Genomic DNA, 12,069 nt, shown 5'->3' with positions numbered 1-12,069 from the left:
GCGGCGCGTGCCGGCCGGACCGGGCACACGCGGCTTCCGCGACGCTCCGGGCGCGGCGCCGGGTCGCCGTTCAGCGGCGCTCCGGCCGCCCTGGAGACCGCCGTGGCGCTCCGGAGACGTGCCAACTCCGCGCCCGGGGCGCGGTTTGGACATGCGAAAGAGCTCCTCGCGCCGGGACGGACGGTCGCGGGGACCGCTCGCGGCGAGGAGCCGGCGCCGAGGCGCTTCAGTGGACGGCGCGCTCGCGCGGCGAGCCTGTGTCCGTGTCCATGGTGTTACCTGTGCTCGCCTCCTCGCGTGGCCGGCGTGCGGGGAAGCCCATCGCCTCCCCGCACCGGCCGGCGTCAGGCGGCGTAGCTGTTGAGGAACGTGAGCAGGTCCTCGCTCAGCTGCTCCTTGTGAGTGTCGGTGATGCCGTGCGGGCCACCGGCGTACACCTTGAGCTCGGCGCCCTTGATGAGCGCGGCCGAGGCCTTGCCGCCCACCTCGAACGGCACGACCTGGTCGTCGTCACCGTGGATCACCAGCGTCGGGATGTCGAACTTGGCCAGATCGCCGCGGAAGTCGGTGGCCGAGAAGGCGGCGATGCACTCGTAGGTGTTGTGGTGCCCGGCGGTCATGCCCTGCAGCCAGAACGAGTCCTGCATGCCCTGCGAGACCTTCGCGCCCGGCCGGTTCGCGCCGAAGAACGGGCCCGCCGCGAAGTCCTTGTACAGCTGCGAGCGGTCGGCGAGCGAGCCGGCGCGGATGCCGTCGAACACCGAGATCGGCAGGCCGCCCGGGTTGTCGTCGGTCTGCAGCATCAGCGGCGGCACCGCGGAGACCAGCACGGCCTGCGCGACCCGGGCGGTGCCGTGGTTGCCGATGTAGCGGGCGATCTCGCCGCCTCCGGTGGAGAAGCCGACCAGGGTGACGTCGCGCAGGTCGAGGGTCTCGATGACGGCGGCCAGGTCGGCGGCGTAGGTGTCCATCTCGTTGCCGTGCCAGGTCTGGTCCGAGCGGCCGTGGCCGCGACGGTCGTGCGCGATCACCCGATAGCCGTTCTGGGCCAGGAACAGCTGCTGCGCCTCCCAGCTGTCGGAGTTCAGCGGCCAGCCGTGGCTGAGCACGACCGGGCGGCCGGCACCCCAGTCCTTGACGTAGATGTTCGTGCCGTCGGAGGTGGTCACGTAGCCCATGGAGGTCCCTTCCCGCGGCGCGCTCCGGTGGCGCGGCCGTACCCCCATGCAATCACCGCGGCGGGTGGGCGACCACGCAGAACGATACGCAGAACCTCATGCGGTCTCGCCGAGCGCGGCCAGCCCCTGCCGGGCCAGTTGCCGCCAGCGCTGGTGCGGCAGATCGTCGAGCAGCTCGACGGCCTTGCGCAGCGCCGGCCGGGCCGCGTCACGCAGGCCGAGCGCCATCCGGGCCCGGCCGATCGTCAGGTGCAGCTCGCCGAGGTAGCCGGGGTAGCCGAACTCGACCGCGTACGGCATCGCCCGCTCCGCCTCGCGCAGCGCCTCCGCCCACCGGCCGCTCTCGGCGAGTGACTCGGCCGCGATGCCGTGCGCGCTGACCCGCGCGCTCAGCTCCGGTCGGGCCGCCACCGGACGGGTCTCGATGTCGCGCAGCGTCGCGGCGCACTCCTCGATCGCCTCCTCGTGCCGGCCCAGCGCGATGAGCGCCCGGGCGATGCCGGGCCGCAGCTGGATGTAGCCGTCGTGGTCGCCGGCCCGGTCGGCCAGCTCGGTGGCCCGCCGGTAGGCGTCGAGCGCCCGTTCCGGCATCCCGCCGTGCCGCCAGGCGTCGCCGGCGTAGCGCAGCGCCCAGGACTGCTCCTTGAGGTCGCCGAGCCCGGCCGCGATCCGGTAGGCGTCCATCGCGATCTCGGCGCCCTCGCCCGGACGCCGGGCGCAGTGCGTCGCCGCCCAGGAGAAGTAGTTGAGGTGCGTCGCCTCCTGCCGCCGGTCCGGCAGTCGGGCCGCGGCGGCCCGGGACATGCCGTACACCTCGTACCAGTAGTCGGCGCGCACGTACTTGTCGGAGTACCAGTGCATCGCCTCGGCCACGTCGACGACCAGCTGGTACTGCCCGCCGCGGGCCGCCGAGCGCATCGCGCCGAGCCAGTTCGCCCGCTCCGCCTGCAGCCAGGTGTCCGCCTCCTCGGCGGTGCCCAGCGCGACCGGCCCGCCCCAGCCGTCGGGCAGGCGGCCGTACCCGGGCTCGAACCAGCGGCCGGCCACGATCGCCGTCTCCAGCAGCCAGTCGGACATCTTCTTGGCGGTCGCCGCGCGGGTCCCGGCCGGCTCCTCGATCCGCAACCGTTCCTCGGCGAACAGCCGGATCAGGTCGTGGAAACGGTAGCGGTCCGGTCCGGACTGTTGCAGCAGGCCCAGGTCGACCAGCTCGTCCAGCCCGTCCGCGGTGTCGTCCGGGTGACCGCCGGTGAGCACCGCCGCGAGGGTGGCCGCGAAGTCCACCCCGGGCACGTGCGCGAGCCGCCGGAACAGCTCCCGGGCCGGTTTGCTCAGCTGCGCGTGGGACAGCGCGAACGCGGTGGCCACCCCGATGTCGCCGGTGGTCAGGGTGGCCAGCCGTCGGTCCGCGTCGGCGAGCCGGGCCACCAGGTGCTCCACCGTCCACGCCGGACGGGTGGCCAGCCGGGTGCCGGCGATGCGCAGCGCCAGCGGCAGGTGCCCGCACAACCGGGCGACCGCCTCCACTCCGGCGGCCGCCCGCGGGTCGGCGGCCTGCACCGCGATGGCCCGCAGCAGCGCGGCCGACTCGTGCGGGGCGAGCGGGGCCAGCGCGATCCGTTCCACGCCGGCCAGGCCGCCGAGCACCCGCCGGCTGGTCACCACGGCGAGGCTCTCGCCCTCGCTGGGCAGCAGCGGGCGGACCTGGGCCTCGCTGCCGGCGTTGTCCAGCACCAGCAGGCAGCGCCGCTCGCGCAGCACGGCCCGCAGCTGGCTGGAGCGCTCGTCGTCGGTCTCGGCGATGCGGCGCGGACCGACCTCCAGGGCGCGCAGCAGCCGGACCAGGGCGTCGCCGGCCGACATCGGTTCCGCGTCGGTGCCGCGCAGGTCGAGGTAGAAGCGACCGTCCGGATAGCGGTCGCGCAGCTGGTCGGCCAGGCGTACGGCCAGGGCCGTCTTGCCCAGCCCCGGCTGCCCGTGCACCACCGCGACCGGGGCCGGACCGAGACCGGCGAGGGCGTGCCGGCGCATCCGGTCCAGCTCGTCGGCGCGCCCGACGAAGTCGCTGATCGCGCGGGGCGGCTCGCACAGCCGGGGCCGGCCGGCGCTGTGGGCGCGTCGCCGGCGGGCGACGTCCTCCAGGTCGCCGAGCTGCCCCGGGTCCAGCCCGAGGCCGGTGGCCAGGGCGGCGAGGGTACGTGCCTGCGGCGCCCGGCTGTGCCCGCGCTCCATGTCGCTGATCGCCCGGGCGCTCACCCCGGACGCCTCGGCGAGCTGTTCCATGGTGAGCCCCGCGGCCCGTCGCAACTCGCGCAGCCTGCTTCCGAATTCCGGCACGGCACGAAGAAAGCACATCGGCGCGCGAGCGCGCAGCGGCGGACATCACGTGGGTCGGAGGCGGCAAGTGGTATGGGGAAGCGCATCGATATACGTCGCTTTCTCTCGTAGGGTCGGGCCATCCCCGAATCCCCCGAGGAGGACATCGATGCTGATGCGAAAAGTGGCGGCCGCGATCGTGACCGCGCTGACCCTCGCCGGCGTCCAACTGGCGGGCGCCACCCCCGCGCACGCCGCGGCCCGGGTGCTGTACTACGACGCGAGCCAGGCGCAGGAGTTCGTCGCGGTCGTCAACCAGGGCGCGCAGATCTGGAACAGCCGGGTCACCAACGTGCGGCTGGAGCCGGTACCGGCCGGGCGGACCCCGAACATCCGGGTGTACGCCGACAACGGCTGGCCCCGGACGTACACCACGTCGCTGGGCAACGGCCGCTGGTACATGGGCCGGGAGGCGGTGAACGACGGGTACCACCCGCCGCGGATCGCCGCGCACGAGTTCGGGCACATCCTCGGGCTGCCGGACCGCCGCACCGGGCTCTGCGCCGACCTGATGTCCGGCAGCAGCGCGCCGGTCAGTTGCACCAACGCGTACCCGAACGCCACCGAGGCGGCCACCGTCAACCGCAGCTTCGCCACCTCGGCCACGGTCGCCCCGGCCGCGTACGCCTGGGCCGGCTGACCCGCGGCGCCGGGCCGGCCACGGGGCGGGCCCGGCGCCCGCGCATTCAGGGCGCGTGCAGGGTCAGGGTGGTCCACGCGCCCACGTGCACCCGATCGCCGTCCCGCAGCGCCCGCGACTGCCCGGCGGGCAACGGCTGCTCCTCGTCGTTGAGGTACGTCCCGTTGGTCGAGCCGAGGTCGGTCACCAGCCACACGCCGTCCACGTCGATGGTGAGCAGGGCATGGTCGTGCGAGACGCCCGGGTCGGCCGGCTCCTGCGCCAGGTCGATCTCCGGGGCGGTGCCCTTCGACGAGCTGCGGCGGCCGATCCGCACCTGCGGCGCGGGCAGCGGCACGGTGCGCTCCTTGGCGTCAGCCGGGAACGAGACGCCCTCGATGGCGTTCATCGCGAAATATCCCGGGTCGGCCGCGACGGTCACCGTCCACCGCCCGGCCGTCACCGGTTCCGGCCGCGCCTCGGTCAGCCGCGGCACCTGGCCGGTGGTGTGGTCGTAGCCGCAGTCCTCGCAGAAACGGGCCGTGCCGGCGCGCGGGGTGCCGCAGTTCGGGCACGGCCCGCCGGGGTCCGCGGCTTCGGCGGCCAGGGCCGCCGCGCCCCCGATCCGCGCCCCGCACGTGTCGCAGTAGTCCGCCTCGGTGGAGGCGTGCCCGTTCGGGCAGGCGTGTGTGGTCACTGGGACCGTCCGACACGGACGGTCTTGGTGCTCTGCGTGTCCAGCGCCATCTCGTCCGCGGCGTTCACCCGGCGCCGCATCCGGACCGTGCCGGTCGCCGCGTCCTCGATCTCCACCACCTTGGCCAGCAGCTCCTCGGTGGCCCGGTTGCCGCTCTGGTGGGCCAGTTGCGCGGCCCGGCCGAACTTCAGCGTCGCGGTCCGGTCGTCGCCGGCCTCCCGGGCGGCGATGCCCTCCTGGATCGCCTCGGCCAGCTCGGCCTGCCCGGTGTAGTGCGCGACCTGCCGGTTGATCCGGGTGGACAGCGCGGTGTCCTCGGTCCACACCGCCCGGACCAGGCACTGCGCGTGCACGGTGTCGCCCTCGACCACCGAGACCCGGGCGGCCAGCATCTCGTCACCGGCGCCGCCCGGCGGAACATCGACGCAGATGTGGTAGTCACGGCTCTCCCGGCCCCAGGAGCCGAGCGGGTAGCGTCCGGCCCGTGGCCCGTCCTCGGCCCGTTTGCCGGTCAGGTCCATCACCTGCGGCTCGACCTGCTTGACGAAGCGCACCGTGGCGTTGACCGGCGTCCACACCTTCAGGTGCACGTCCGCGGCGGTCTTGCCCATCGCCGCGGTGATCATCTGCTGGAAGGCGGCGGTCAGGTCCTCCGGGCGCGCCACGATGTCCACGGTGCCCAGCATCGCCGTGGCGATCTTGCGAAGCTCGGAGACCTTCCAGTTCGTGCCGACGCCCCGGCAGTCGCAGACGAAGCGGCCGGCGACCTGCTCCAGCACGCCCTCCAGGTACCCGTGCCGTTCGCCGTTGTCGCCGTCGGTGAGCAGGATGGCGTGCTTGATGTCGCCCGGCCGCTGCTCGAACAGCCGCGCGGCGAGCAACAGCCAGGCGCCCATCGCGGTGCCGCCGCTGGCCTGCAGCCGGTCGATCGCGCGGACCGCGTCGGCCCGCGACTGCGGCGACGCGACGGCCAGCTGCCCCGGGTCCGGGAACAGCTGCTGCGCGGTGCTGACCCCGGCCACGATGGCGAACCGCACACCGTCGTCGATGCACTCCACCGCCGCCCTGGCGGCCTGCCGGGCAGCCGCCATCCGGCCCTCGGCCTGCATCGACCCGGACGCGTCAACGATGATGATCTCGGTGGCGCCGGCCGTGCGACCGCCGCCGTCGCCACCCGAGGACGACACGGTGACGATCGCGTTCACCTCGCTCGCACCCATCGCGAGATACTCGTTCTGGAAAGCCTCGGCGTGGTAGGACACTCGGCACTCCTTATGCTTCGCTCGGTTCGTTGTCGCTGGGCTCGGCGTCGCCTCCGGCTTCCGCCGGCGATGGCGGGGGCACCGGGAGGATGGCCACGGTGATGTTGTCGGCGCCTCCGGCGGAGTTCGCGTACGCCACCAGCGCGCGCGCCGCCTCGAGCAGCGGCCGTGGGCCGGTGGCGATCCGCAGCGCGGAACGGACCGCGTCGCCGAAGTCCGCCGGGTCGGTCAGGTAGTTCCACAGCCCGTCGCTGCAGAGCACCAGGTGGCCGGGCACCCGCGCGGTGAATGCCCCGATCCGCGGGGTGATCCGGCCGGCGTCCGCGCCGAGCCAGGCCGTGATCGCGTGCGCCTTCGGGTCGTTCATCGCCACCCGCGGGTCGACACCGAGCGCGATCACGTGCCGGGCCCACGAGTCGTCCTCGGTGAGCTGCTCGGCCGGGCCGGAGCCGGCCACCCAGTAGGCGCGGCTGTCGCCCACCCAGCCGAAGCCGACGTGCGGGCCGCGCACCGCGGCCGCCACGATGGTGCAGGCCGGGTTGGACACCGCCCGGCGCGGATCGCCGGTGCCGGCCAGGGCGGCGACCGCCGCGCCGGCGCCCTGGATCGCCATCGCGACCACCTCGGCGACCGGCAGCGCCGGCTCCGCCGGTTCGGACCGGGCCGGCTCCAGCGGCTCGGTCGGCGCGTCCGGGTCGGCGATGGCCTCGGTACCCTCCTCGGCCGGGTGCGGGCCGGCTTCCGCTCGCTGCGTCCCCGGTCCGACCGGCTCCGGCGGGGTTGGCGAGGGTTCCGGTTCCGCTTGCGCGGGCTGCGGGCCGGTCGGCTGTGGACCGGCCTGCGCGGGCTGCGGTCGGGCTTGCTGCGGGCTGGCTGTCCCGGGCCGCGGGCCGGCCTGTTGCGGGCCTGCCTGCGCCGGTTGGGGCCTCGCCAGCTCGCCGGTCGGCTCGTCCGCCGCCGGGCGCGCGGGCCGGACCGGATGCTGGGCGCGGGCCAGCAGCTCGCCGGCCGTCCTCGCGGCCACCTCGGAGGCCACGTCCGGGTCGAACGACGACGACACGCCGTCACAGACCACCACGTCCGCCGCGTCCGCCCCGACCGCCAGCCACATGGCGTCCTCGTTGCGGTGGTGCCGGCGACCCCGGTCGCTGACCGCGGCCGCCACCGGCTCGCCGTCCGCCTCGGTGTGGTCACGTGGGCGGCCGGCCAGCATCCCGCACTCCTGGCAGTACCCGTCCGGGTCCAGCGCCGTGGACGCCCCGCAGTGCGGGCAGTCACGGCCGCCCCGCCCCGGCGCGTCGCCGCCCGGGCCGGGCGTGCCGCCCACGCCGGGCGTGCCGCCGCCCGGGCCGGGCGTGCCGCCGCCCGCACCCGGCGTGCCGCCGCTCGCACCCGGCGCGGTCTCGTCCGGGCCCGGGACGCTTCCGGGTCCAGCGGAGGACGCTGGATCGCCGGGGGCGGCTCGGGGCCCAGCGGAGGACGTCGGATCGCGCGGGGCCGTTTCGGGCGTACCGGAGGGGGCTGGATCGCCGGAGGCGGTCTCGGGCGTACTGGAGACGTCTCGGTCCGGGGCGGGCCTGCCGGAACCATCCTGACCTGCGCCCGGAATGCTGCCGGGCGTGCCGCAACCGCCGCCCGGAGCCGGATCCGCGGCGGCGGAGGCCGCGGCACGGGCGGCCGGCTCGGTCAGCGGGCGCCCGCACGCCTCACAGAACGAGGCGCCGGTGGCACGCCCCTCGGCGCAGGAGTCGCAGTCGGTCAGAATCAACTTGCCTTCTCTCAGGTACGCGTCCGCGGCCGTGCCGCGTTCGCCAGATCGACCAGGCGGATCTTCTCCGGTCCGTGCGCGGCACGGGCCATCTCCCGGTACGCATCCTCCAGCGCGAACCGCACGTCCCGTTCGCCGGTGTCGCCGGTGCGGGCCCCGCCCAGCACCGCGGCCGGTACCCGGGCCCCGCCCCGCAGCGAGGCCAGCGCCTGTTCGAGCAGCTCGGCGCGCAGTTCGGCGAGCTGCGCACGCTCCACCTCGAGGCGTTCCAGCAGCGCCGCCGCGTCGGCCAGCGATTGAACGTCCACCTGGGCGGCCGGGTGCGCGCGGACCAGCGCCCGCACGGCCCCCACCTGGGAGACCGCGTACGCCGAGGAGGTCCCGGGCACCCGCTGGTACGCCTCCACCGCCCCGGCGCGGTCCCCGCCGGCGAGCCGGCAACGGGCCAGCCCGGCCGCGGCCGTGGTGTACGCCGGGTCGGTGCGGCTGACCACGTCGTAGTGCCCGGCCGCCACCGGGTGCCGCCCGGCCAGCTCCTCGGTGAAGCCCAGGGCGAGCCGGGGCGCGAGCTCGCCGGGCAACGCCGACCAGACCGCGTCGAATCGGGCCCGGGCCGCCGCCCAGTCCTCGGTGGCCAGCGCGATCAACCCGTCGTACCAGGCCAGCCGCCAATCGTCGCCCTCGGCGGCGGCGAGCCGGTCGCGCGCCTGGACCGCGTCGTCGTAGGAGCCGTTGCGCGCGCCCAGGTCGATCCGGGCCCGCAGCGCCCGCAGCCGCACCTCGGTGCTCTCCTGCGGGGCGTGCCGCAGCAGCGCCAGCACCTCGGCCGGGTCGGTCACCGTGATCGAGGCGAGGAAGCCGGCCGCCGGGTCGGTCAGGTCGATCAGCGGGGTGGGCAGGTCCGGCCAGCGCGGCGCGTCCGCGCGCAGGTCGGCCCGCAGCTCACCGGTGAACACCTTGGACGGCGCCGGTTTCGGCGTGCCCTGCGCCGCGATCACCTGGCGCAGCACCCCGAGCATCTGCTCCTGCATCTCGGCGGCGTCGACGAAACGCTGCGCCGGGTCGGGCCGGGTGGCCCGCTCCAGCAGCCGGTAGAACGACTCGTGCCGCCGGTAGACCTCGAACGAGTCGCGGTCCGGCAGGCTCTCCTTGAACGTGCTCTGGTAGCCGCGGAAGTCGGTGGTCAGCACGGCCAGGGTGCGGCCGATGGTGTAGAGGTCGGAGGCGATCGACGGCCCGTCGGTGGCCATCTCCGGCGCCTGGTAACCGGTCGTGCCGTAGATCGCCGCGTCCTGGTCGTCGACGTGCACCACGCCGCCCAGATCGATCAGCTTCATCTGGTCGCCGGACTGGATCACGTTGTCCGGCTTGAAGTCGCAGAAGATCAGCCCGCGCTCGTGCAGGTAGCCGAACGCGGGCATGATCTCGATGAGGTATTCCAGGGCCTGCTCCGGCGGCAGCGGGTCGGTGACCCCGCCGTTCGCCTCCCGGCGCTCCTTGAGCAGGTCCTTCAGGGACTTGCCGCCGACGTACTCCATCACGATGTAACCGGCGCCGTCGTGCTCGGCGAAGTTGTAGATCTTGACGATGTTCGGGTGCTCGACCTCGGCCAGGAACCGCTGTTCGGCCAGAGCGGCGGCCAGGGCGTCCGCGTCACCCGAGTTGAGCAGGCCCTTGAGGACCACCCAGCGGTTCGACACCTTGCGGTCGGTGGCCAGGTAGATCCAGCCCAGGCCGCCGTGGGCGAGTGCGCCGGCCACCTCGTACTGCCCGCCGACCAGGTCACCCGGGGCCAGTTTCGGGGTGAAGTTGAAGGGTTCGCCGCAGTGCGGGCAGAACCCGGAGGCACGGCCCGGCCGGTCGCCGCGGGACCGGCCGACCGGATTGTTGCACTTGGCGCAGTACCGTTTCGACTCCGGCACCTGCGGGTCGGCCATCAGTGTGCCGGCCGGGTCCACCTGGGCGATCGGGGCGATCTCCACCAGGCCGCTGCCGAACCGGCGGCTGGACCCGCTGCGGCCGCTGCCACGCCGGCTGCCACCGGTACGGGTGGACAGCGCGCCGCTGCGCGACGAGCCGCGGGTGTCCGCGCGGGCCGACGGACCGGTCGCGCTGCGCGGCTGCGGCACGGGTGTACCACTGCCCGATGTCCCGCCGGCCGGTGTTCCGCCGGACGCCGCACCGGCCGGTGTTCCGCCGCCGGTTGCTCCGCTGACCGGCTGGGGCGCCGGTGTGTCGGCGGCCGGCGCCAGGCCGCACGTGTCGCAGTAGCCGTCCTCGATGGTGCCGCCGCAGCCGGCACGCCGGCATCCCGCCGGGCCGGTCGTCGCCGCGGCCAGCCTCGGCGCGCCCGGCGTTGTGCCGTCCGGCGCTGTGGCGGTCGCCTTCGCCGTGTTCGCTGTTGTCGCGCCTGGTGTCGCGGCGTTCGCTGTTGTCGCGCCTGGTGTCGCGGCGTTTGCTGTTGTCGCGCCTGGTGTCGCGGCGTTTGCTGTTGTCGCGCCCGGCGTTGTGGCGTTCGCTGCTGCCGCGCCCGCGGTCGGCGTCGTGGCGGCGGGCCCGGCCGGCGTGCCTCTGGCCGGGGCCAGGCCGCACGTGTCGCAGTAGCCGTCCTCGATGGTCCCGGGGCAGTTCCGCTGGCATCTCATGGCCGGGCATCCCTCGTGATCGTGGCGGTGAGCGCTTCCTGGTACGCGTTGACGGCCGCCCGAGCCTGTTCCAGCTCGCACGGCGCGGTGTACAGACCGGCGCGGGCCCGCTCGGCGAGCGGGATCAGGGCGGGGTGCTCGCCCAGCCCGTGCCGCAGTGCCTTCGCCTGGTAGGCGTCGAGCCGGCCGCGCAGCTCGTTGCGCTCGGCGAGCAGCCGGTCGTTGTGGACGGTCACGGCCTGCAGGGCGGCCAGCCGTTCCGCCGCCTCCCGGCTCCACCGGGCCAGCCGCGGACTGATCAGCGCCCACTGCCCGGCGGTGGCGAGAGCCTCGATAGCGGCCAGGTCGGGGCGCAGATTCAACCGGCGTACCGTGGCGATCCGGGCCTCCGGGAAGCGGCCGCTGACCCGAGCGTGCGCCTCCGCGGCGGCCCGGCCGGCCCGGTCCAGTTCGTCCGCCCGCTCCCTGGCCTGGGCCAGCCGGCGGGTCAGTGACGCCCGCAACTCGGCGGCCGAGTCGCGTTCCGCCTGCGCCCGGCGGATCAGGTCACCCACCCGGTCCAGAACCGCCGGCTCGGCGCCCAGCGGATCGGTGGCGAGCGCTGCGGTGAGCTCGCCGAGCAACCGGTCCGCCTGGTCGCCCAGGGGGCCAGGGGCGCCGCTCGTGCGCAGCTCGCGCAGCCCGGCGGCAGCTTCCGCGGCGGCCGGCAGGAGCATCCGCCACGCCTCACCCGCCCGGGTCACCACGTCGACCGCGGTGGCGAACGCCCGCTCCATCGCGGCCAGCAGCTCGGCGGGGGAGCAGGTCGCGGTCACCTGCCCGGCGCCGAGCAGGCCGCGCTGCGCGAGCGGCACGCTGCTGGTGGAGAGCACGATCGACGGACCGAGCACCTCGTGTACGTAGCGTGCCCGGTCGGCGTCGCCGAGCCGGCGTTGCCCGCGCAGCAACCGGGCGCGGGTGATCGACTCGGTGAGCATCCGGTACCCGTCCCACAGCGTGCCGAGCGCGGCGCTCGCGTCGGCCCACTCGCTGGCCGTCCGGCCGGTCAGGCTTCTGCTGTCGAGATCCTTGCGGGTGGGGTGCTCGTCCAGCTCGACGAGGTTGCGGGTGATCGCCTGCACGGCGGTTTCGAGACGCGCCAGTTCCGCGTCGGCGGAGGCGACCGGAGGCGAGGTCATCGGCGCCGCGCCGCCGGTGAGCGGGGAGCCGGGGCGGTCCGGGTCGGCCACGTTCGGTACGCCCGCTTCCCGGCAGCGGTGTTCCGGGTCCTGTCCGGCGTGGTGCCGTCGCTCCGGGTTCTTGCCGGTGCTGCGCCGCTGCGGCCGGTGCGCTCCGAGCCCATCTCCCTCCGGTCGGCCTTCCCGGGGCGCTGCGGGCCGACCACCTTCCGGTACGGCCTCTGGCCGGTCGTCCCGGCGCACGTAGCGCCGCCGGTGCCGGGACCGGCCGCCGGGGAGATGATCGGACGGTTGCCGGAAGCTGGTGTGGACCTCACCTCGCCGTTGTGGTCGTAGGCCGTGGAGC

9 protein-coding genes are annotated in these 12,069 nt (G+C 75.0%); 2 read left to right on the top strand and 7 right to left on the bottom strand.

The window, feature by feature from the left end:
* Positions 1-344: 344 nt before the first annotated feature.
* Together ACTEI_RS21450 and ACTEI_RS21445 are read right to left on the bottom strand one after the other, a co-directional pair.
* The gene (locus ACTEI_RS21450) at positions 345-1,178 is read right to left on the bottom strand and encodes an alpha/beta fold hydrolase (RefSeq protein ID WP_122979278.1); all 834 of its coding nucleotides are present in this window, start codon (positions 1,176-1,178) and stop codon (positions 345-347) included.
* 96 nt (positions 1,179-1,274) lie between these two features.
* Entirely contained in the window at positions 1,275-3,515 is a 2,241-nt protein-coding gene (locus ACTEI_RS21445; protein WP_122979277.1) for an ATP-binding protein, read from the bottom strand.
* Positions 3,516-3,663: 148 nt separating this feature from the next.
* On the opposite strand from ACTEI_RS21445, the gene ACTEI_RS21440 reads away from it, so the two are divergent.
* Positions 3,664-4,194 (top strand): snapalysin family zinc-dependent metalloprotease, encoded by a 531-nt coding sequence (locus tag ACTEI_RS21440; protein WP_122979276.1) that lies wholly within the window; start codon positions 3,664-3,666, stop codon positions 4,192-4,194.
* Between the two features lie 46 nt (positions 4,195-4,240).
* Here the strand turns inward: ACTEI_RS21440 and ACTEI_RS21435 are convergent, their stop codons facing one another.
* From ACTEI_RS21435 to ACTEI_RS21415, 4 genes are all read right to left on the bottom strand, one after another.
* Complete coding sequence (locus ACTEI_RS21435) at positions 4,241-4,870, bottom strand: FHA domain-containing protein (RefSeq protein ID WP_122979275.1); 630 nt, start codon at positions 4,868-4,870, stop codon at positions 4,241-4,243.
* The gene (locus ACTEI_RS21430) at positions 4,867-6,132 is read right to left on the bottom strand and encodes a vWA domain-containing protein (RefSeq protein WP_122979274.1); all 1,266 of its coding nucleotides are present in this window, start codon (positions 6,130-6,132) and stop codon (positions 4,867-4,869) included. Before ACTEI_RS21430 ends, ACTEI_RS21435 begins: the two co-directional genes overlap by 4 nt.
* 10 nt (positions 6,133-6,142) lie before the next feature.
* The gene (locus ACTEI_RS38520; protein ID WP_262384842.1) at positions 6,143-7,459 is read right to left on the bottom strand and encodes a PP2C family protein-serine/threonine phosphatase; all 1,317 of its coding nucleotides are present in this window, start codon (positions 7,457-7,459) and stop codon (positions 6,143-6,145) included.
* Between the two features lie 452 nt (positions 7,460-7,911).
* Complete coding sequence (locus ACTEI_RS21415) at positions 7,912-10,029, bottom strand: serine/threonine-protein kinase (RefSeq protein ID WP_239082618.1); 2,118 nt, start codon at positions 10,027-10,029, stop codon at positions 7,912-7,914.
* Positions 10,030-10,180: 151 nt separating this feature from the next.
* Here ACTEI_RS21415 and ACTEI_RS37220 point away from each other — a divergent pair, with 151 nt between their 5' ends.
* Positions 10,181-10,504, top strand: coding sequence for a hypothetical protein (locus tag ACTEI_RS37220; protein ID WP_164465791.1), 324 nt, complete (start codon positions 10,181-10,183; stop codon positions 10,502-10,504).
* Positions 10,505-10,541: 37 nt separating this feature from the next.
* Here the strand turns inward: ACTEI_RS37220 and ACTEI_RS21410 are convergent, their stop codons facing one another.
* Positions 10,542-11,774 carry a hypothetical protein gene (locus tag ACTEI_RS21410; protein ID WP_239082617.1) on the bottom strand — a complete coding sequence of 411 codons (1,233 nt, stop codon included), beginning with the start codon at positions 11,772-11,774 and terminating at the stop codon, positions 10,542-10,544.
* Between the last annotated feature and the right edge of the window lie 295 nt (positions 11,775-12,069).

Origin of the sequence: Actinoplanes teichomyceticus ATCC 31121, assembly GCF_003711105.1 — a bacterium.
GTDB lineage: Bacteria > Actinomycetota > Actinomycetes > Mycobacteriales > Micromonosporaceae > Actinoplanes > Actinoplanes teichomyceticus.
The sequence above is the reverse complement of the archived record's forward strand: the minus strand, read 5'-3'. Positions and strand labels throughout refer to the sequence as shown.